The sequence below is a fragment of the Bradyrhizobium arachidis genome (assembly GCF_024758505.1).
Lineage (GTDB): Bacteria > Pseudomonadota > Alphaproteobacteria > Rhizobiales > Xanthobacteraceae > Bradyrhizobium > Bradyrhizobium manausense_C.
Map to the genome: position 1 here is coordinate 1,729,371 of NZ_CP077970.1, position 20,086 is coordinate 1,749,456.

Sequence of the window (20,086 nt, forward strand, 5' to 3'; positions counted from 1 at the left end):
TAGGGCTCTTAAGACTCGGTGCGGCATCTAAGGCCTTATTCACGATCTTTGGGAAGGATTGTTTGTAGACTAAAAATTGCAGGGCGCTCCGAAATCAAGAGATGTGTACCGATCAGTTCTATTTACTTCCCTGGCAGCGCCGGGTACATCTTTGCATGGGCAGCGTAATTTCTGTTCCAGGCGGCCCTCCGAACGAAATAAGGTGTATGATGCAGGCGGGACACAAAGGGAAGGCTCCGCAGAAAGAAGTCCGCATTGGCCGCCCCCCGAAGGAGTTGGCCGCCGAAGTGGACGAGAAAATCCTCAGCGCAGCGCGAGAGCTATTTCTCGCACGGGGGCTCGCCGGGGTTAGCGTCGAGGAGATTGCACGTCTTGCTCGCGCGAGCAAGGGAACAATCTATGCGCGTTTTTCAACCAAGGAGGCGCTGTTCGCTGCGATCGCGATGCGTAACGCTGAGAAGGTGCGGGAAGGATACGAAAGCGCGGTGCCCTCTGGCGACACGCTCGAGGAGCGGCTGACGGTTCTCGGGAGCGAGATACTCAAACACGTCTTGGACGCCGATAGTGTCGATTTCATCCGTCTCGCAGCTACCGAAGCGCGCCGTTTCCCTGATCTGGCCAAGGTTGAGCGAATGATGCGCGAGCGCGGCGCTCATCACGCGGCTACCGTCTTGAAGGACGTAACTCGGTCGAAGCAGGGCAGGGCGTACGCGGCCTTCGCTCCGGAACGCCTGACTAAAACGGCCCAGTTCTTCCTGGATCTCGTCGTCGCGCCGCTAGTGATGCGGGCTGTATTCGGCGAAGACCCCAAACGGCTCAGGGGGCAGATCCGTGGCCATGTGGCGGAGAGCGTTTCGTTCTTCCTCAAAGCCTGCCGCTCTGACGAGACCGGCCGATAGCAATCCAAAGTTTCTCTATCTTTTGCGGATATTCCTCCTCGGCCGCGCGCCGTCCTCTCCTGTCTGTCGCACTCACAGTTCTCGCGAAGTCATAGCTGCCGCGACGCAAAGCCACGCAAACGGCCGGGCCAGAATGCTTAACGTTTCGCAAATCGGCGACTTTGCGCGAAATGTAACATTTGATTTCCAGGCTTTGGGATTGCGGTTTCGGAAGCTGACCCGCGAGGAAGGTAGGCCGCCGAATCTCCGGGCAGAACCGGAGGTGCGCCTGTTGCGGAGATGATGCGGCGTTCAAAAAATAGAACCTCACGGTACGGTTGATTGACAGGCGGACATGCGCACAATATCCGTACCGAACCGTACGGTTCCATATTGGATGTCGGGGAAGAGTGTCAGTTTGGGTAATCATGAACATTGGCTGGGAGCACGGCGCAACGAAAGCTCCGCGATTGTACGGTGTCCCTCCATATGGCGGCACCAACGCGCGCGCCATTTGGCAGGCATCGTTGCCCCTGCTTTTTTGCTCGCCTCTTGCGCGGTCGGACCGAACTTCGTTGCGCCCGAGGCACCGGCCGTCGATCGCTACACGCGGGAGCCTCGCCTGGCCTCGACGGACAGCACCAAAACGCGAGGGGGCAATTCGCAGTCGTTCTCCCCGGGAAGCGATGTCTCCGGCGTGTGGTGGACCCTCTTTCGTTCGAGGAAGCTCACGGCATTCGTCGAAGAAGCCGTTCGCAACCATCCCGATATTCGGTCCGCCGAATTCGCCCTGCGCGCCGCTCGGGAGTCCGCGCTCGCCGAAGAGGGCACCTTGTTTCCGCAAGTGAGCGGGTCGGGATCGACGGCACGCGAGCAGGGGCCGCTCTACAAGCTCTTCAACACGTCGGTCAGCGTCTCCTACGCACTCGATCTCTGGGGTGGCACGCGCCGGCAAATCGAGGCGCTCGAGGCGCAGGCCGACTACCAAGCGTTCAAGCTGGAGGCGACCTACCTGGCGCTGACCACGAATGTGATCACTGCGGCGATCACCGACGCCTCGCTGCGGGACCAGATCTCCGCGACCGAAGAGATCGTCAAGGCCGAGACGGATCAGCTGGCGCGCATCCAGCATCAGTTCGACATCGGCGCGGTCTCCAAGTCCGACGTGCTGGCGCAGGAATCGACGCTTGCGCAGGCCAAGGCGACGCTGCCGCAGCTCCAGAAGCAGTTGGCGCAGCAGCGCAATCAGTTGATGGCCTATTTCGGGCGGCTGCCGAGCGAAGATCGCGGCGAGCATGTCATGCTTGCCGAGCTGCGTTTGCCTGGACAGCTTCCAGTGTCGTTGCCGTCGGACCTCATTCGTCAGCGTCCGGATATCCGCCAGGCCGAGGCGACGCTGCATCAGGCGACCGCGACCGTCGGTGTCGGTGTCGCAAATCTTTTGCCGCAGATTACGCTGTCCGGCAGCCATGGTGCGAGCGGAACGGGCAAGCTGTTTTCGCCCGGAACAATCGCCTGGGACGCGACCTCCAGCATCACGCAGAAGCTGATCGACGGCGGCGCGCTCTATCACACCAAGGAGGCCGACGTGGCGCTGTTCGAGCAGGATATGGCGGCCTACAAGAGCACTGTGATTGCCGCGTTCCAGAACGTCGCAGATTCGCTGCGCGCGATCCAGTACGACGCCGCGACGCTAAAGGCCCAGGCCGGAGCGGAGAGGGCGGCATCCGACAGCCTTTCGATGTCGATCGAGCAGTTCAAGACCGGCGCAGTCCCTTACGCTAACGTCATCACCGCCCAGCAATCCTATCTCAACGCGCGGATATCGCGCATCAAGGCGCAGGCGGCGCGCTTGGCCGACACCGCGGCCCTGTTCCAGGCGATCGGCGGCGGCTGGTGGAACAGAGCCGACCAGACGGCCTATGCTTCGCCTCGCGCCAATCCCGGTTATTTCGCCGGCCCCAACCGTTCAACCCAGGAAGCAGTGCGATGATGAAGCGCATGATGATCATGCTGGCCGTTATGGCCGTCCTGTTCGGCGGCCTCTACGGCTTCCAGACCTTCAAGGACATGATGATCCGGAAGGCGATCGGCGCCATGACGAACCCACCGCAGACCGTCTCCACCGTGGTTGCTGCGATGGCGGCCTGGCGCTCCACCCTTTCCTCGGTTGGTACGCTGCGCGCCGTCAATGGCGCCGATCTCGCGCTGCAGGCTTCCGGGATCGTGCAGAATATTCAGTTCAGCTCCGCAGACGAAGTGGCGGAAGGCCAGCCGCTGCTTCAGCTCGTCGCGACCGACGACGTTGCCAAATTGCAGTCGCTGCAAGCGACCGCCGAGAACTACGCGATTGTGGTCAAGCGCGACGAGGAGCAGATCAAGTTCAGCGCCGTCAGTCAGGCCGCACTCGATAGCGACAGGGCCAATCTGAAAAATGCCAGAGCCCTGGTCGAGCAGCAGAGGGCTATCGTCGAGCAGAAGACGCTCAAGGCGCCGTTCGCCGGGCGGCTCGGGATTCGCGCCGTCGATATCGGCCAGTTTTTGAGCGCAGGCACGACCATCGTCACCTTGCAGAGCCTCGATCCGATCTACGTCGATTTCTTTCTGCCGCAACAGGCGCTGGCTTCGATCGTCGTCGGCCAGGACGTCACCGCGACGGTGGACGCCTTTCCAAGCGAGCGCTTCATGGGCCGGATCTCGGCGATCAACGCTAAGGTCGATAGCGGCAGCCGCAACATCCAGGTCCGGGCCACGATCGGGAACAATCCGGCGCGACTCCTCCCCGGCATGTTCGCAAAGGTGGAGATCGACGTCGGCAAGCCCGAAGACATCGTCACCATTCCGCTCACCTCGATCGTCAACAACGCCTATGGCGACCTCGTCTACCTCGTTGACAATCTGCACGACGGGCAGGGCGCCGCGCGGCAGATGTTCGTTAAGACCAGACCGGCGAAGGGCGACCGCATCGCCGTGATCGACGGCATCAAACCCGGCGAGATCGTGGTGATCGCGGGCCAGATCAAGCTGCGCAATGGTAGCCCGGTTAGAATCGACAATTCCCACGTACCGCTCGCCGAGGCGGCACCGACCGTGGTCGACCAGTGAACGACGCACGAGCAACAAGAGCCGAGACTATGCGCTTTACGGACATCTTCATCCGTCGCCCAGTGCTAGCCCTTGTGGTGAGCGCGCTGATCCTGGTTTTCGGACTGCGGTCGATGACCTCGTTGTCGATCCTGCAATATCCCCGTACTCAGAACGCGATCGTTACGGTGACCACAGCCTATGCCGGCGCCGATTCCGACATCATCACCGGCTTCATCACCACGCCGCTGGAGAACGCGATCGCACAGGCGAACGGTATCGATTACATGAATTCCAGCAGCACCACCGGTATCAGCACCATCACGGTGAACCTGCGGCTGAACTACGACTCCGGCAAGGCGATGACGGAGATCAACGCGAAGGTCAATTCCGTGCTCAATCAGCTTCCGACTGGCACCCAGCAGCCGACGCTGACACTGAAGGTGGGCCAGACCATCGATGCGATGTACATCGGGTTTGCGAGCCAGGTGCTCGCTCCCAACCAGATCACCGACTATCTGACCCGCGTGGTGCAGCCCAAGCTGCAGGCTGTGCCGGGCGTCCAGACTGCCGAGTTGATCGGCGGCAAGAAGTTCGCCCTGCGTGCCTGGCTCGATGCCGATAGGCTCGGCGCCTATGGGCTGACGGCGAGCGACGTCTCCACCGCAATGTCCGGCAACGACTATATCGCCGGTCTCGGTTCGACCCGGGGACGGCTCGTCCAGGTTGATCTCTCGGCCACGACCAATCTTCATTCGCTCGAGCAGTACCGCAACCTCGTCATCAAGCACGTGAACGGCGCGATTGTCCGCCTCAAGGACGTGGCGAATGTGACGCTGGGCAACGACGATTATGACAGCTCGGCCAAGTTCAACGGCCGGACGGCGGTCTACCTCGGCATCCAGGTGGCGCCGAGCGCGAACCTGCTCGAGGTCATTAAGGGGGTGAAGAGAGTCCTTCCCGATATGAACGCGAACCTGCCGAACGGTATCACGAGCGAGATCCTCTACGACTCGACGGAGTTTGTGAACAGTTCGATCGACGAGGTCGTCCATTCGCTGGTCGAAGCAGTTGTCATCGTCACCTTCGTCGTCTTCATCTTCCTCGGCTCGTGGCGGTCGGTGTCGATCCCGGTGATCGCAATCCCCTTGTCCCTGATCGGCACCTTCGGACTAATGCTGCTGATGGGATTTTCGATCAATCTCTTGACGCTGTTGGCCCTTGTGCTCGCGATCGGCCTCGTCGTGGATGATGCCATCATTGTCGTCGAGAGCGTGCATCGCCTGATCGATCAGGGCGTTTCGCCCGTCGAGGCGGCGATCCAATCGGCCCGCGCCCTCGGCAGCCCCATCATCGCAATGACGGTGGTTCTGATCGCAGTGTACGTTCCGGTCGGCTTCCAGGGCGGTCTTACGGGCGCTCTGTTCACGGAATTCGCCTTCACGCTGGCCGGGGCGGTCACCGTGTCGGCGGTCGTCGCGCTGACACTATCACCCATGAACTGTGCCTGGCTGCTGCGACGGACAGAGCCGGGTGGTGCGAACTGGGAGGCGCGCCTGGTTCGCAGGATCGATCACGCGCTCGAGTGGCTGACCGCCGCCTACCGCCGGCGCCTCGAATCCATTTTTGACACCAAGGCCGTCGTGGTGGTGTTTGCGCTGCTGCTGCTCGCCGGCATTCCGTGGCTCTATGCGAACTCGAAGAGCGAACTTGCGCCCGACGAGGATCAAGGTGTGATCCTTACGATGACAAATTCGGCGCCCTCAGCCACGCCTGAGCAGCGCCAGTTCTACGCGCAACAGCTTTACAATCTCGTCTCAAAGCGCCCTGAAACCGGGATCGTATTCCAGATCGACACGCCCTCGCAGGCGATCGCCGGTTTGGTGCTCAAGCCATGGGACAAGCGTAATGTGGCCACCGGCACGCTTCAGCCTGAATTCCAGGACCTGCTCAACAGTATCGCGGGCACCCGGTCGGTAGCCTTTCAACCGCCGCCACTGCCGGGCAGCAACGGCCTGCCGATCCAGTTCGTCATTGGCACGACGGGCTCGTTCAACGAGCTCGACGAGGTCGCCCAGAACTTCATGGCGGAGGCGCGCAAGACTGGGCAGTTCATCTTCCTCGACAGCGACCTCAAGATTGACAAGCCGAAGAGCACCGTCGTGTTCGACCGCGACAAGGCCGGCGATCTCGGGCTGAAGATGAGCGATCTCGGCGGCGCGCTGGCGACCATGCTGGGCGGCAATTACGTCGAGTATTTCAGCCTGGACGGCCGCTCCTACAAGGTGATCGCGCAGGTCCGGCAGAACGACCGCCTCACCACCGAGCAACTGCTGAGCTACCAGATCCGCACCGGCAACAACACGATGGTGCCGCTCGCGACAGTTGCCCACCTTGACAATAAGGCCGTTCCGCAGGCGCTCAACCATTTCCAGCAGATCAACGCTGCGACAATTTCTGGGGTTGCGATGCCGGGCGTCGCAATGGGCGATGCGCTCGCGACCTTGAAGGCTCTGGCAAAGTCCCTTCCGGCGGGCTACTCGACCGACTTCGCAGGCGCCTCCCGTCAGCTCGAGCTGGAATCGGGCGGCTTCGTCACCATGTTCATGTTCGCGTTGATCATCATCTATCTTTCGCTTGCCGCGCTCTTCAACAGCTTCGTGGACCCCGTCATCATCCTGATATCGGTACCGATGTCGCTCGCCGGCGCGCTGATTTTCATCAGTATTGGAATCGGCGGCGCTAGCATCAACATCTACACTCAGGTCGGGCTCGTCACCCTGATGGGGCTCGTCAGCAAGCACGGGATCTTGATGGTTGAGGTGGCCAACGAGTTGCGCGCCGAGGGGAGGAGCCGCACGGGGGCCATTATCGAGGCGGCCACCATCCGGCTGCGGCCCATCCTGATGACGACAGCGGCCATGGTGCTGGGCGTGCTGCCGCTGGTCACGGCGAGCGGCGCCGGCGCGGTGTCCCGTTACAATATGGGCCTTGTGATCGCCACAGGCCTCTCGATCGGAACGCTCTTCACCCTGTTCGTGGTGCCGGTCGCCTACGCGCTAATTGCCCATCGTGGGCGGGAGGGCGCCGCAGAGACTTCGAATTGAAGCGCACTGGTAGCGTCGGTGAACTCGTGAGGACGGATAAGGGGCCAGCTCGGCCGTTTCGGCCAATTCGTCGCGATGCCTGAAGGCTAAGGCGTCATGATACCGCGCTTGCTTGAGTGGGTCCCTTGGACGATCGGCCGACACCGCTTGCGGCCTTGCGCAAACGCGCTCGAGAACGGCCAGATCTACCGGGGGAATCGATTGCAATTCATCATTCATCCTGCTGTCGGATGCGCTGGGCGTCTCCATCCCGGTCGACGTGATCAACCATCCGGTGCCCGAGGCGCCACCGACACGACCTCATTCTAAACGAACTGAAGCGCGCCGCCCCGCCGGCGCCGCGACCCGCGCTGGGAAGCGACCCCCAAGGCCATGCGAAGGAAGGCTGGAACGTCCTGCTGCCTGCGGATTTCCTGAACCCGTCCTTCGAAGGGATGTCACCGGAGATGATGCCGTGATCTTGGTCGAACGCCTCGAAAAGATCGCTACCGACGTTTCCTTCCAGCCGGCCTCGGTCGAGCGCATCATCCGGCTGATCGACGTGCTCCACTAGATCGCGAACGACCGCGAACTCGGGAACGGCCGCGAACTGAACGCCTGGTTGCGATCGATCGGCATCGTCCCGGATTTCACGCTGCGGGTACTGGCCGAATCCAAAGCTGGCCATTGGCTGGATAGTATAGCTCAAGTAGTATTGGAACCTCGATTCCCGCGGGAAATGCTACCTTCCCAATGGCTAACGACCTCTTAGAGCGAATGGCCCGGAACCCTCAGGGGGACTGGACCATTAAGGATGTGGAAACGGTTTGCGCGGAACATAACGTGTCCTGCAAGCCACCAACGGGGGGTGGATCACACTATAAGGTGTCACACCCGCGTATTGATCACATTCAAACCATTCCCTTTAAAAGGCCCATAAAGCCTGTATATATACGCAGATTAGTGAAGTTCCTCGAAGCGGTCAGGAGGATCAAGTGAGTATCTCGACTGAATACGCTGTGACGATCCGACCGCTTCCTGTTGCCGATGGGGGCGGTTTTATCGCCCTGGTTCCCGATCTTCCCGGATGCATGTCCGACGGCGAGACACCCGAAGAGGCGTTGGCAAACGCTCAGGACGCTATCGCATGCTGGATTGAGGCCGCCCATGAGATGGGACGCCCTATTCCGCGGCCAACGCCGGAAGAACCAGTTCAAATGCTCAAATTCGGCTGATTAGCCAAAACAAAAGCCCGCCGGTTGGCGGGCTTTTTCTAGGCCAGTGCGAAATTCAATTTAGGCCACTGGGGGGTAAAACAGGCCAGTGCCCGGATTTCCGTCTTCCCGCGCAAAGAGGTCGAAGCGGCGCTCGCGCTACAGCCGCCGCGGCCCGATGAGATCGAGCATCCCGCGCGCCGGCGCGCGCGTTTCCGCAGACCTGAAGAGAAGACCGCCCGCCGGCAAGCTCGATCCCTACGCCGAACGCATCGCTGCGATGGATCGAGACGGATCCGGCGTGCAGCACCACCGTCTTCCGCTGGAACTGGAACCGTCTCCAGCTTGTCACCGTGCGACTTTTGGAGCCCGACAGTGCCCGGCCTAGAAAGCGCTAGGTACTGGCCGAAATAGGCCACGGTTTATCCCAAAGTAGGCCAGCGATCGATTTTGGCTTTTTAGTGCGAGTGGTTAAAGTGCCGCGAATCGCGCTCCGCGTGCATTGGAACCCATACGATGCTTCTATTTGATGAGTACTACCATACATACTACTACGCTCTAAAAAACCATTCCCGCAGTCTTGTAGTCAAGTCTTTGAATAACAAGATAAAATCGTACGGAGGCAGGGAGAATTGGAGTTCCCTGACTTTGGGTTCCATCAACAGCGAGGCGGTGGCCCAGGCCCGCACCGAATGGCCAAAGTACTATGGACCAGATACCCATAATGGGTTCCCTGAGAGTTGGGAGCGGCTGTACTATAAGTACGCTCACAGACCATCTTACTTTGACCTGGCAATCTGGCAAACAATTGATAATGCTATGGTTTTGCAGGGGCTTGCCCTTGGTCAACCCTCAAACAACAAGACTCACTTAGTCGTTAACTGGGTTGAAAGGTCGTTTGCTCCAACGTACTTCAAGGGCGGCATCCTGCTCCCCATCTTGGCGTGCGCTGAGGAGTATGCGAAACTGTTGGGGTGCGAGAGAGTTCTCGTAAAGGACGCTGTTGACCCCAATAAATATGAACGATACGGCTACAAGGACTACAAACTACCAAAAGCAAGTGCCAGTTATCTGGCAAAGGAGTTGTGAAATGGCAAATCTTGAGCAAGGGGCGCTGTCAGTCGAGACGACTGACTTGATGACCAAGGCTATGCAAGATGCCATGAGCCGCATCAATGCAGTGCCTGCTAGCACCAATCTGGTTGACCAAATCTCTAAGGAGGATTGGGTCAAGTGGGATGCGTCTGGCGAAATGGCGCTGGTGGCTGACTCCAGCGGATTAGAGGATGACTGCGACATGGATACCTCGTTGCAGGCAGCCTGACGTTATTGTCGCTAACGAAAAGGCCCGCTTTTGCGGGCCTTTTTTATTTCCTTGTGAAATTAGTTTCAGTTGCAGGTGCCTGCAACTCAGAGCTTTCCCCCCTGAATTACTACGAACTTCCGGCGCCGATCTGGCGGGGTCACAGTGGGCAGCGCGGGCGCCACAGAGAGTGCGGCGTCCACAAGCTGAGCGATGCTCCACGGCCGCTCAGCAATCCCCAGCGCCTTCGCCGGCGTCGCGCGCAGGGCTTCGTGAGTGCGGCAAAGATTGTAGTGAGCGACGTACAGCGCGACGGCGGCGACGTGGTTGTCCAGCTTCTTGCTAAAGCCGTTCGTCAACCGCGTGAACCGGCGCGACGCCATGCGCAGCGAAAGGTTCTGGCGTTCGACGTAGCTCGTTGAGACGTACTGATCGGGATCGCCCGATACTACGTCACGGCTTACGGCTACTACAGCGGCCGGGGAGTAGCGGCCCTGCGCTTCCTTTACGAGGTGCGTTACCGAGTAGGTCTTTACGATGACGCCATGCGAGGCGTTCTCGCCGAAGGCGTCGCGGATCGCTACGCGGTAGGGGTGGAAGCCATCGGTTGAAATCTCAGGCTGACCGATGACGCGGCTGCGCAGATCGTGCAGGAAGTCCATGGTGCTTTCGGCATTCCGCTTGCCGACGCCCCAGCTAATGATTGCCTTCTGCGTCCCGGCCATACCGATGAAAACGTACTGATCGCCCTTGGCGTTGATCTCATGGCGCTGGACGTTCTTTTGCTTCTTGCCGACGAAGCTCCATAGCTCGTCAAGCTCCAGGCGCACCGAACCCGAATGGGCGGGAGCCGCCGAGGCGCTCCTCGGCCGCGACCGGGAGGCCGTATTCGTGGACAGAGCGGACATCGGCGCTGCCACGACGATTTTCAAGGAAGGCCGCCGCGAGTTCCGCCACGCATCCCTGGTGAGCCTGAACAAGCTCGAGCAGTTCAGGGCCAAGCCGGAATGCGGCACTTTCCCGTCCATTTTCCGGAGCCAGGATCCGGACGCGATGGCGTTCATCATGCGCCGCTATGGCACGGTCCGTCTCGCCGACACGCTCGACCAATTCAACAGGCCCGGCCGGGCCATCATGAAGGACGGCCTCTATGACGACGGACTCGTCAGGACCCATCGCTGGATCGAAGCCTCGCAGCACAAGATCGGAAAGGCGGCCCAAGCGAACGCCCTGCGCTCCCTGCAAGATCAGGCCGAGGAACTGGACCGGATCCTGACCGACAAGAGCAAGGAGGCCCAGGCCGCGGAGCAGGCCTTTGCAGCTCTGAAGAATATCTGCGATGGACGAGACGATCTGAAGGCTTGCGCCGCAGCCTTCGCGGCCGCGCAGACCGAGATCGCCGAAGCGCAGGCCAGGCTCGATGCGCTCGACGGCGCGGGCGACGGCGGGCTTGGCGACAAGAAGAGAGCGCAGCAGAAGCTGAAGGACCAGAGGCTCGGCGAGAGAAAGACCCAGCAGAAAGTGTTTGGCGAGCATGACGGCGAGGTCAGATCGGCGGAGAGGAGGCTCGGAGAGGGCGAGAACGTGCCCGGCTCCGAGCTGAACCTCCGGGTCGCTCGGTCGATCTACCGCAAGACGTTTCCGCTCTATTCCGCCGCGAAGGGCAGGGTCGTCTACCGCGAGCGCCTCGATGCCGTAGCCCAAAAGGGCTTCGCGGAGAAACACCGCGCCATCGCCGACAAGGCGCTAAAGGATGCGGACGCCTCGGACGCCGAGCGCGCTCGGATCGAGCGACGGGTCCGCGAGCTCCTTTACGATTACTTCGACCAGTTCGGGATGAGCTCGCAAGTCGGCGCGGAAAGCGAGCCGCTACGGGAGGTGAAGCCTTGGATGGAGCAGCTCATCTCGGATATCGAATCCAACGAGCTGCGCCAGTACGAACGGCAGGCGCGGGAAGCGGCGGAAAAGGCGTCCACCCTTCTGCGCGGCGAGTTCATCAACGCGCTCACGGCCCGGATCGGCAAGATGGAGCGGGAGCTGCAGTCGTTGAACCGCAGCCTTTACGCACATCCCTTCCACAACGAGCGATATTCGTTCCACCGCACGCAGGTGGTGGAATTCCAGCCCATCCTGAAGATCATCGAGATCGCCAAGACGTCTCCGGAGGCGCTCGACATGCTGTTTCGGGGCGACGCGCCCGACGACTTTCCGCACAAGGATAGATCCTTGCGCTCGAGGCGCTGCTCGAGGACCCAGACAAGGACTTCACCCAGTTCGAGGACTACCGCAATTTCTACACCTTCGAAATCCACATGGAGGATGTCGCAACCGGCCGCTCGACCCGCTGGGAGCAGCGGCGCGGCACCGGATCCGGCGCCGAACAGCAGGTGCCCATCTACGTCGCCATCGGCGCTTCGCTGGCTGCCGTCTACGGCAGCGCCGAGCGTCGTGTCGGCAAGCCCGCCGGCTTCGCCCTCGCCATGTTCGACGAGGCCTTCTCCAAGATGGACGGCAAGAACCAGCGGCAGATGATGAGCTTCTACAAGAACCTCGGCCTTCAGTTCGTGATAGCGGCGCCGTTCGAGAAGCGGGTCGCCGTGCTCGAGCACATGGATACCATCGTGGAGGTGGACCGGATCGGCGAACAGTCCCGGGCCACCGTGGTCGAACTGAAAGAGAAGGCCAAGCGCGAACTGATGGCAATCGATCCGGACCTGATGTCCGAAGATGAACTCGCCACCCGTCTGGCCGCCGAGTAGCCATGGCGCGGCGCTTCACGGACGCGAACGGGCTGCTGAACGACCTGGTCGACCGCTTCGAGGCCGGAGCCGCAAGTCCAATCGCCCACCCGGACTATGCCGCCTTCCCATCGGTAGTCGTGGCGGACGCCTTCCTGAAACAGATCAGGGACGTCGAAAGTGCCGGCGCGGTCTCCCTTGGCTGGGGCCGCGGCGCCAGGCGGGACCAAGTCGCACACGTGCGGCTGGCCTCGGCGGAGATCCTATACCGATACCTCGGTCGCACCCCGGCGTCGCGGATCGCGAAGGCCGCCGCCGCGCGGCTTGTCGCCGGATCGGCGCTGCACGGCGAGCTGAAGAACAGCGCCTCTCAAATCGCCGAGGTATGGGGGCGGGGGAAGACGTGGCACGGGTTTGCTTCGTCCGACGTCGACACGCTGCGCCACGCGTTCGTTCTCGCCCAAGCGATTCTAGACAACAAGCATCTCGATGTCGACTACAAGACCTTCTCGCGACGGACAGTGGGTCACAGCAAGACGCTTGAACGCATCGAGGGTGCCGTGGTCCGGCTCCTGAGCGGCATCATGGAATTTCCGCCGGGCGCGCGGCCCCGCGAGGCACTGCGGGCAATCGGACTGGAGCGCTTCGCACCGCCGCTTCTGATCGCGGGCAAGATCGACCTCCAAGGGGCCGATCTGTCCACAATCGCGCCGCTCTATCTCGGGATCGCACCCAAGGAGGCAGATCGCGTCCGCTTCCGGGAGCCGCCAGCCTACGTTTTGACGATCGAAAACTTCGCAAGCTTCAACAGGCACATCGCCGAGGCCGACCCCAGCCGACTGGGAATGACGATGTACGTCGGCGGATATCCCTCGCTCGCCACCCAACAGGCCCTGCGGACGATCGCAGGAATGGTGTCCGAACAGACCCCGATCTTTCATTGGTCGGACATCGATCCGGACGGCACCTGGATCTTCCTCACGATCGAGCGCGCCATCGGACGTCCGATCCGTCCGCACCTGATGAACGTCGAAATCGCCGAGCGTTCGGGACAAGTGCCGTCCAAAAAGTCCGCACCCGCTCGATGCCCACCGGACTCTGGTATCGCAGCACTGGCAGCGTACCTGGCCGAAGATGGCGCCAAGACGCTCGAGCAGGAGGAGCTTGACCCGATCTTGCCCGGAGTCGCCACACTCACGTCGGCGCAAACTAGGCGAGACTGACATTTTTCAGATAACCTTCGGGCAGTTTGGCGCGAAGATCGCGGGCGTCACGCCATGCGGGACGCCTCCTGTAGCATGATTTCCCGCATCCAGATGCTTGCCTGATCGTTGTTGTGAAGAGCCGGCCATTGCACGGCCTCCGTAAAGGCCGGTAGCGGCAGTGGAAGATCAACAATCCGCAGCCGCATCGTCGTTGCGAAAAGCCGAGCCAGCCGTGAATGCATGGTCGCGATCCTCTCGGTACCCAGCAGCAGCGGTGGGATCATGCTAAAGCTCGGCACCGTCACCTCGATACGCCGCTTGTGGCCATGCTCGAGCAGGAGCCACGCCTCGATCGAAGGCTTTCCCGTTGGTCCGAACTGCGCCGCAACGTGCCCCATCGACATGTACCGTTCGAAAGTGAGCTTGCGTGAAAGCTGCTTGTTCATGTGACAGCCCACGCACACAAGCGTCTCGTCAAACAGCTTTGCCGTGGGGTGCGCGTTTGACATGTACATTTCCGGAAAGATCAGGAAATCCACCTCGCCGCGCCGCAGCGGCTCGTCCGGTTGATCGTCAAGCGGAACCAGCTCGAACGTGATGCCGGGGGCCTCGCGCGCGACACGCGCAATCACGGTCCGGAAGAACACCAACGCCATGAAGTCAGACAGTACGACCCGGAAGCGCCGATCCGATTTGGCCGGGTCGAACGTGTCACCCCCGGCAATCGAGAGCTGGATGTGCAGCAGCGCTTTGCGGGCCGGTTCGGCCAGCGCCTCGGCAAGCGGCGTCGGAACGAGTTCGCGGCCACGCATCGTGAAGAGATCGTCGCGGAAATAGGCACGCAATCTGGCGACCGCCGCGCTCATCGCCGGTTGGCTCAAACGGATACTGCGCGCCGCCGCAGTTAGGCTGCGCTTGGTCATCAGCGCATCGAGCGCGACGAGGAGGTTCAAGTCGAGACCTTTGAAGCGCATGATGCGGCATCCACGTCATCAAAAACAATAGATTGTACCTATGCCTCCCAGTATCACAAGCGGCAAAAAATCCGGGAGGACATTCATGGCTCAGATAGACTTCGATGTGGCGGTCATCGGCTATGGCCCGACGGGCCTGACGGCGGCATCGCTCTTGGGGCAGCTCGGCCACCGCGTCCTGGTCGTCGAGCGATGGCCGTCTCTTTATGGTCTTCCGCGGCTGACGCACATCGACGGAGAGCCCGCAAGGCTGCTCAGCTTCGCATGCGACATCGAGGAGGCGCTGCGGGATTCCTAGCCGATTCAGTCCTACATCTATAATGCGAAAGGAAAGCGGCTGGTGGATGTCGCCGACACCCCCAGCCTGCCGATGGGATTTTCGGCCCATATTTCGATTCATCAGCCCGATATCGAGGAGGCGATCGACCGCAAGGTGCGCACGTTGCCGAACGTCACGGTGCGCGAGGGGACGGAGCTCACCGGCTTGAAGATATCAGGCGAAAAGGTCGGACTCTCGCTAAGGGCAGGCGACGTTGGGGAGACAATGCATTCGCGCTACGTTTTCGCGGCCGATGCTGCCAGAAGCTTCGTCAGGTCTGCGCTCGGGATTGAGCGGGACGACTCCGGCTTCAACGAACGCTGGCTCAACCTCGACGGGGAGCGCAAACAGCCGCTTCCCGCAAGCTTCGAGGAGACCAAGCAGTATTGCGACCCGGCACGAGGCCACATGTTCCTGCCGACCGGCACAAATCGGCAGCGATTCGAATTTGCTCTGTTGCCGGACGAGGACACCGACGAGATGGAGCGGGTGGAGAGCGCGTGGAGAATCTTGAAGCAATATCACAGTGTCGGCCCGGACGACCTTCGGATCATCAGGCAGATCGTCTACACCTTCGAATGCCGGATGGCGCGGAGCTGGCGCTGCGGGCAGGTGTTCCTGGGAGGTGACGCCGCGCATACCATGCCGCCCTATCTCGGGCAGGGCGCTTGCTCCGGTATCAGGGACGCCGCCAATTTCGCCTGGAAACTCGATCTCGTACTCCGGAACGTTGCGTCACCGGAAGTCCTTGAGAGTTACGAGCCCGAGCGCCGCCCGCATGTCGCCCCCATCATGCGCACGGCGGTGATGTTGGGGAAGATTGCCAATACACATAGCCGCACGGTTGCGTTTTTCCGTGACCTGGCTTTCCGCTTCAACCTGGTGCCACCGCCGCAGCCAGTCCTTTCCTTCCCTCTCTGCCGGCATCATCCAGGACGACTGTCGCGCTGTCCGGGGAAAGGTTGTGGGCTCGGTACCGCCGCAAGGGCGAGTCAGGATCGGCAATCGCCTTGCAAGGCTCGACGACCACGTTGGCTACAGCTTCGCACTGATTGCTGAACGCAATCCAGTGGCTATTCTCGGCCCATGGGGGATGGGCTTTCTTAGGAATCTCGGCTGTCTCGCATTGACGCTCTCCGACGATGCCGGCGCTGGCGTCGGACGCATGCTCGATATCGATGGAATCTATTCGTCATATCTCGCCGAAAAGAAGGCTGTGGCGATGTTGGTACGTCCAGACATCAATCTGTTTGGATTTGGCGCCGAGCTGAAGGACGTCGCCGACCTTGTGAAAAGTCTCCAGCAGAAGCTGTCGTGGCGCGCGACGGCGCTGGCAGCTTGAACATGGCATTATCTGAAGAGCAGACCAAAGAAATTGAGGCCCTGTGCCGCACGATGTCAATCACGCGCATGATCGACTATGGCATGACGCGCGAGAAGGCACTTCTCGCGCATCATCGGGTGCGAGAGGGGAGCCCGTTGGACCTCGTGCTCGAGGAGATGGCGCATGAAGACGAACTGCGTGCTGACGCTGCCCATGATGCTGCGTCGGCCTGCGAAAGCTGGCACGCCGCTGCCGTGGGCCTGATCTTTGCCCAAATGGCCTTCAATGCGGATAGCGACCGAAAGCGGAAGCTCTACCGCCGTATGACCCGGTGCTTTGCGCGCTTTGCTGCACTGTCGAAATATCCGGCGACGAAGGTGGAGGTGCCATACCGGCAGGGAACGTTGTTCGGATGGCATTTTCAACCGGTGGAGGAGCGGACCCGTGCGAGCGTGATCGTGTTCGGAGGCATGAGCGGCTGGTCGACGGCCTATCGTTCGATGGCGGAAGCGCTCTGTTTGCGAGGAATCGACTGTTTCCTGGTAGATGGTCCAAGGCAGGGCGAAAGCAGGCTCGAGGGAGGCATTCACGCCGATGACGACGTCGCAGGCGGATTGAGCCGCTTCGTCGATCTTGCTTTAATGTGCTCGCCTAGTGAGAGGATCGGGCTATGGGGCAACAGCTATGGCGGGCTCCTCGCGGCGTTAACCGCCATCCGCGACAGCCGTGTTCACGCCTGCTGTATCAATGGGGCGCCGCCGCGCACGGAGGTGCCGCCGTTCCGCACGGCGCAAGAGCAGCTCGCGGCGATGTTCGGCTGCAGCGATCCCGATTTGCTGACCGAGCGCGTTTCCGCGCTTGTCTTCGACGGCCGCCGCGTCCCTATCGCCTGCGCGACACTGGTGCTGGAGGGCGGCGCCGATGCCCTGGTCAAATCTGGATCTCAGAGTGCGTTTCTCGAAGGCAACACCGCCCCACAATCGCGCCTCAAGTCCTGGCCTGACGGCGAGCACACGATCTATAACCATGGGGACGCGCGAAACGCGCTGGTTGCGGACTGGTTCAGCGCGGTGCTCAGAACGTAGCCTGAGGCCGCTGGATTGGGATGCGCGTCAGGCCAAGCCAGTTCGAGCGTTAGGTCCACGAACGACTCCGCCAACGATGTGACGAAAGTTCTGGTCCGGTCGGCGGTCCCGACGCCGGCTATTTTGCCGGCTCTGGGGGCAAGCGGTACATGTTTGTTCTTTCGCTTGAACACGTACGTTGTCCGTATCTAACCTCAACTGTCCTAAGTTAAATTTCGAGGTGCTCTAATTTTCGCGGGCCAGTGAACGGGTAGTGAATGCGATAAACACAACCGCACAACCGAATAATTCGCTTTTAGGTTGATGATGGGAACGAAGTTGGTCCGTTCCTCGCTATCATCCGTGCTGTACTTCTCTCATGGGGCATAGCCATGAAAGATATGCTGGCCCACTTGGAAACGCTTCGCACGCAAATTGCCGATTGCGAACGGCTCCAGCAGGGGGCAAAGAGCCAGTTAAGCGCGACATCTTTGTAAGGCTGGTAGCTCAGTACACGGTTCTCGCTGGCGAACTGGAACGCGCAATTGAAGAAGCTCTGGCCGAAAAGTAAGGCTGCCACAGTCGGTGGCCTGTCCTATTCAATCTTCATTTCAACCGGCTGATCGTCCTCGTCGTAGATTTGGGTCACGTTCATGGCGAACGTTTTGAACCGTCGAACACGGTGAGCCGCAGGCCATGCCTTTTCTGGCTCCGGTATCTTCTTCAAGAGTGCGAGCAATAGCGCATCAAGATGCAAGCTGTCGTCACCGCCTCCTCCACCGCCGTTATCCGAGCCGTGAACGAGGTATCGTTCTCAGTTCGGCGCGGCGCGGCCAGGTGACCGCCGGGCGGATCATTTTGAGGGCCGCGACATCGTACACACGTCGCCCGCTACATTGGTCCGATCGTTCCTGTGCCTGAAGGCCGGCATTGTTTCCTCTCGCTGACGGTGGAAGAGAACCTTAGTGCCATTAGCCGAGACGCTAGGTCTTTGGACGACATTTATGAGCTTTGAAGGATCGTCGCTGTCGATCTCTGGGCTGACTTCGGGCGGCGAGCACAGATGACTGCGATCGGCCGCGCACCGATGTCGCGGCCTCGGCTGTTGGCAATTGACGAACCGTCGATGGGGGCTCGCCCCGCCTATCGTTGAGAGTTTTCCGAGCGTCAAGCAGCGCAGCAAAGAGCGGGGCCTCTCAATCCTGGTAGTGAACAGAATTCGACGGTCGCGCTACGCTTTTCGGCCCATGCAGTCGTCCTCGAGAACGGCCATGGCGTCCTGTCCGGCGCACCAGCGCCTTGCGCAACCGCGACGATTTCAAGGCGCTCTACCTCGGCGGCTCAGCGCAAACTGACTTCAGAAAGAAAGTGCTGACGCACGCTGTTGCTCGAATTCGCGGGAAAAGGATAAACTGACCATGGCTACAGCCGGGCTGGCACACAACTTCGACCTCTATTCTCGGCTCGATGCTGCCATCGATGCGACCGTAAGGGGCAACGCCGACCGCAATGATCTCGAAAGCCGCTTTCCCAAAGAAAATTTGAATGCGTTGGCGGAGGCGGGCTGGACCGGCGTCTTGAGCGCAACCCGCTTTGGCGGTCTTGGCCTCGGCCATGTCGATTTCGCCGAAGCTGCTTATCGCATTGGTCAGATCGATGCATCGACCGGCCTTGTCTACGTCATGCACGTCGGCGCGGCTCAGACCATCAACCTGTATGGGAACGATGACCAGAAGGAGCGTTGGCTCAAGGCGAAGAACGGCACCCTTCTTGGCACATATTCGACCAGCGAACGCGCGACCGGTGGACACTGGTGGTACAATCTGTCCGAAGCGTCACGCGACGGCGACGACTATCTGCTTGATGCCAAGAAATCATTCACAACGAGCTCAGGTCAGGCCGATTTCTATGTGGTCCAAACACGCACGCCCGGCGCCAAGGACCAGGCCGACATTGTTTTCTTCATTGTGCACGGAAAGTCTCCCGGGATCGAATCGAAGCCTTGGAACGCCCTCGGCGTGCGCGCCAATCACTCAGGGCCCATCCGCTACAACAACGTGCGGGTACCGCAGCGGGACCGGCTCGGCGCAGAAGGGCAAGGAAAGGAAATCATCTACAATGGTGTCTCGCCCGTCTATCTGATCGGGCTCGGCGCCGTCTGGGAAGGCCTGGCCCGCGGCGCGCTCAATGCCGCTGTCAAGCACACTGAAAGTTTCGTGCATAAGGATCGGAACAAGAGACTTGCAGATTATCAGGCGATCCGGCAGGAGCTCGGCGCGGCCAAGGTGCTCGTCGAATCGTTGCGGCCGTGGCGGCTCGAATTGGCAACAAGGCTGGACGAACTCTGTCGCGCCGGCAAGCCGCAAAGCCAAGTCCTGGTCCCACTCACCGAATTCAAGGTGCATGCCGCCGAGGTCGCGAACAAGGTTGCAGCCGCTGCACTAACAGTGACCGGAGGTTACGGCTATCACCGAGGGCCGATCGAGCGTTCCTTCCGCGATGCGCGCGCGGCCATTGCAATGGGCCCATCGAACATCATCGCTCGAGACTGGATCGGAAAATCTTTGGTCGGACTGCCGCTTGAGCTCTTCTACGAAGGGGGAGAATAGGTCGTCGAATGCCCGTTGCGAAACGCGTCCATGCCGCGGAAGATGCGGCGATCAGGTTCAAGGTGGCGAACGGCACGTCAGAGCATCGGCCAGCCGGATCGCCATCCTTCGGATTTGCCAAGCGCTTCATTACGTTGATTGCGTCCTCATCATCGATCATCATGAAAGCATCCGCAGCGCGCGAAAGGATGTGCCACGCAATGAGCGAAGGTTCATAGCGTTCGAGCGTTGCCAACGCGGTGGATTGCCGGGGATCCACTTTGACAGCACGCCCAGCCCGCGCGCTTT

Annotated in this window: 18 protein-coding genes and 1 pseudogene; 15 read left to right on the forward strand and 4 right to left on the reverse strand. The window is 60.7% G+C overall.

What is annotated here, in order from left to right; translation table 11 throughout:
- The first annotated feature begins 287 nt into the window (after window positions 1-287).
- The 7 genes from KUF59_RS07700 to KUF59_RS07730 all read left to right on the forward strand — a co-directional run bounded on the left by KUF59_RS07700 (window position 288) and on the right by KUF59_RS07730 (window position 9,586).
- Window positions 288-899, forward strand: coding sequence for a TetR/AcrR family transcriptional regulator (locus tag KUF59_RS07700; RefSeq protein WP_258769125.1), 612 nt, complete (start codon window positions 288-290; stop codon window positions 897-899).
- A 520-nt stretch (window positions 900-1,419) separates the two neighbouring features.
- Window positions 1,420-2,871 carry an efflux transporter outer membrane subunit gene (locus KUF59_RS07705; protein WP_408918112.1) on the forward strand — a complete coding sequence of 484 codons (1,452 nt, stop codon included), beginning with the start codon at window positions 1,420-1,422 and terminating at the stop codon, window positions 2,869-2,871.
- Window positions 2,868-3,983 carry an efflux RND transporter periplasmic adaptor subunit gene (locus tag KUF59_RS07710; protein ID WP_258769126.1) on the forward strand — a complete coding sequence of 372 codons (1,116 nt, stop codon included), beginning with the start codon at window positions 2,868-2,870 and terminating at the stop codon, window positions 3,981-3,983. Before KUF59_RS07705 ends, KUF59_RS07710 begins: the two co-directional genes overlap by 4 nt.
- 29 nt (window positions 3,984-4,012) lie before the next feature.
- A complete protein-coding gene (locus KUF59_RS07715; protein WP_258769127.1) occupies window positions 4,013-7,069 on the forward strand; it encodes an efflux RND transporter permease subunit in 3,057 nt (1,018 codons plus the stop codon).
- Window positions 7,070-8,043: 974 nt separating this feature from the next.
- Window positions 8,044-8,283 (forward strand): type II toxin-antitoxin system HicB family antitoxin, encoded by a 240-nt coding sequence (locus KUF59_RS07720; RefSeq protein ID WP_309500949.1) that lies wholly within the window; start codon window positions 8,044-8,046, stop codon window positions 8,281-8,283.
- 495 nt (window positions 8,284-8,778) lie between these two features.
- On the forward strand, window positions 8,779-9,351 hold the full coding sequence (locus tag KUF59_RS07725; RefSeq protein ID WP_258769128.1) for a hypothetical protein: 573 nt from the start codon (window positions 8,779-8,781) through the stop codon (window positions 9,349-9,351).
- A gap of 1 nt (window position 9,352) precedes the next feature.
- On the forward strand, window positions 9,353-9,586 hold the full coding sequence (locus KUF59_RS07730; protein ID WP_258769129.1) for a hypothetical protein: 234 nt from the start codon (window positions 9,353-9,355) through the stop codon (window positions 9,584-9,586).
- 86 nt (window positions 9,587-9,672) lie between these two features.
- Here the strand turns inward: KUF59_RS07730 and KUF59_RS07735 are convergent, their stop codons facing one another.
- The 3 genes from KUF59_RS07735 to KUF59_RS07745 form a co-directional block, all read right to left on the reverse strand.
- The gene (locus KUF59_RS07735; protein WP_258769130.1) at window positions 9,673-10,497 is read right to left on the reverse strand and encodes a transposase; all 825 of its coding nucleotides are present in this window, start codon (window positions 10,495-10,497) and stop codon (window positions 9,673-9,675) included.
- Window positions 10,379-11,101 (reverse strand): hypothetical protein, encoded by a 723-nt coding sequence (locus KUF59_RS07740; RefSeq protein WP_258769131.1) that lies wholly within the window; start codon window positions 11,099-11,101, stop codon window positions 10,379-10,381. Before KUF59_RS07740 ends, KUF59_RS07735 begins: the two co-directional genes overlap by 119 nt.
- 333 nt (window positions 11,102-11,434) lie before the next feature.
- Window positions 11,435-11,779: a hypothetical protein gene (locus tag KUF59_RS07745; RefSeq protein WP_258769132.1), complete on the reverse strand. Its 345-nt coding sequence runs from the start codon at window positions 11,777-11,779 to the stop codon at window positions 11,435-11,437.
- 98 nt (window positions 11,780-11,877) lie between these two features.
- Between KUF59_RS07745 and KUF59_RS07750 the strand changes: the two are divergent.
- From KUF59_RS07750 to KUF59_RS07760, 3 genes and pseudogenes are all read left to right on the forward strand, one after another.
- Window positions 11,878-12,051 (forward strand): annotated as a pseudogene (locus KUF59_RS07750) (SbcC/MukB-like Walker B domain-containing protein); the annotation flags it as partial.
- Between the two features lie 18 nt (window positions 12,052-12,069).
- Window positions 12,070-12,324, forward strand: a complete 255-nt coding sequence (locus KUF59_RS07755) for a hypothetical protein (RefSeq protein ID WP_258770100.1) — start codon at window positions 12,070-12,072, stop codon at window positions 12,322-12,324.
- A 2-nt stretch (window positions 12,325-12,326) separates the two neighbouring features.
- On the forward strand, window positions 12,327-13,526 hold the full coding sequence (locus KUF59_RS07760) for a Wadjet anti-phage system protein JetD domain-containing protein (protein ID WP_258769133.1): 1,200 nt from the start codon (window positions 12,327-12,329) through the stop codon (window positions 13,524-13,526).
- A 47-nt stretch (window positions 13,527-13,573) separates the two neighbouring features.
- Here KUF59_RS07760 and KUF59_RS07765 read toward each other — a convergent pair whose 3' ends face one another.
- Entirely contained in the window at window positions 13,574-14,482 is a 909-nt protein-coding gene (locus KUF59_RS07765) for a LysR family transcriptional regulator (RefSeq protein ID WP_258769134.1), read from the reverse strand.
- An 85-nt stretch (window positions 14,483-14,567) separates the two neighbouring features.
- On the opposite strand from KUF59_RS07765, the gene KUF59_RS07770 reads away from it, so the two are divergent.
- The 5 genes from KUF59_RS07770 to KUF59_RS07790 all read left to right on the forward strand — a co-directional run bounded on the left by KUF59_RS07770 (window position 14,568) and on the right by KUF59_RS07790 (window position 19,798).
- Window positions 14,568-14,780 (forward strand): FAD-dependent monooxygenase, encoded by a 213-nt coding sequence (locus tag KUF59_RS07770; protein ID WP_258769135.1) that lies wholly within the window; start codon window positions 14,568-14,570, stop codon window positions 14,778-14,780.
- Between the two features lie 42 nt (window positions 14,781-14,822).
- Window positions 14,823-15,860: an FAD-dependent monooxygenase gene (locus tag KUF59_RS07775; RefSeq protein ID WP_258769136.1), complete on the forward strand. Its 1,038-nt coding sequence runs from the start codon at window positions 14,823-14,825 to the stop codon at window positions 15,858-15,860.
- A gap of 34 nt (window positions 15,861-15,894) precedes the next feature.
- Complete coding sequence (locus KUF59_RS07780; protein WP_258769137.1) at window positions 15,895-16,143, forward strand: hypothetical protein; 249 nt, start codon at window positions 15,895-15,897, stop codon at window positions 16,141-16,143.
- Window positions 16,116-17,210, forward strand: coding sequence for an alpha/beta hydrolase (locus KUF59_RS07785; RefSeq protein WP_258769138.1), 1,095 nt, complete (start codon window positions 16,116-16,118; stop codon window positions 17,208-17,210). Before KUF59_RS07780 ends, KUF59_RS07785 begins: the two co-directional genes overlap by 28 nt.
- 1,397 nt (window positions 17,211-18,607) lie before the next feature.
- Complete coding sequence (locus tag KUF59_RS07790) at window positions 18,608-19,798, forward strand: acyl-CoA dehydrogenase family protein (RefSeq protein WP_258769139.1); 1,191 nt, start codon at window positions 18,608-18,610, stop codon at window positions 19,796-19,798.
- Window positions 19,799-20,086: the final 288 nt, after the last annotated feature.

Bases quoted from the DNA above. Each gene is read 5' to 3' on its own strand.
- KUF59_RS07710 (WP_258769126.1), top strand. From the start codon at position 2,868: ATGATGAAGCGCATGATGATCATGCTGGCCGTTATGGCCGTCCTGTTC.
- KUF59_RS07715 (WP_258769127.1), top strand. From the start codon at position 4,013: ATGCGCTTTACGGACATCTTCATCCGTCGCCCAGTGCTAGCCCTTGTG.
- KUF59_RS07725 (WP_258769128.1), top strand. From the start codon at position 8,779: ATGCTTCTATTTGATGAGTACTACCATACATACTACTACGCTCTAAAA.
- KUF59_RS07730 (WP_258769129.1), top strand. From the start codon at position 9,353: ATGGCAAATCTTGAGCAAGGGGCGCTGTCAGTCGAGACGACTGACTTG.
- KUF59_RS07740 (WP_258769131.1), bottom strand. From the start codon at position 11,101: ATGCTCGCCAAACACTTTCTGCTGGGTCTTTCTCTCGCCGAGCCTCTG.
- KUF59_RS07755 (WP_258770100.1), top strand. From the start codon at position 12,070: ATGGACGGCAAGAACCAGCGGCAGATGATGAGCTTCTACAAGAACCTC.
- KUF59_RS07760 (WP_258769133.1), top strand. From the start codon at position 12,327: ATGGCGCGGCGCTTCACGGACGCGAACGGGCTGCTGAACGACCTGGTC.
- KUF59_RS07765 (WP_258769134.1), bottom strand. From the start codon at position 14,482: ATGCGCTTCAAAGGTCTCGACTTGAACCTCCTCGTCGCGCTCGATGCG.
- KUF59_RS07770 (WP_258769135.1), top strand. From the start codon at position 14,568: ATGGCTCAGATAGACTTCGATGTGGCGGTCATCGGCTATGGCCCGACG.
- KUF59_RS07780 (WP_258769137.1), top strand. From the start codon at position 15,895: ATGGGCTTTCTTAGGAATCTCGGCTGTCTCGCATTGACGCTCTCCGAC.
- KUF59_RS07790 (WP_258769139.1), top strand. From the start codon at position 18,608: ATGGCTACAGCCGGGCTGGCACACAACTTCGACCTCTATTCTCGGCTC.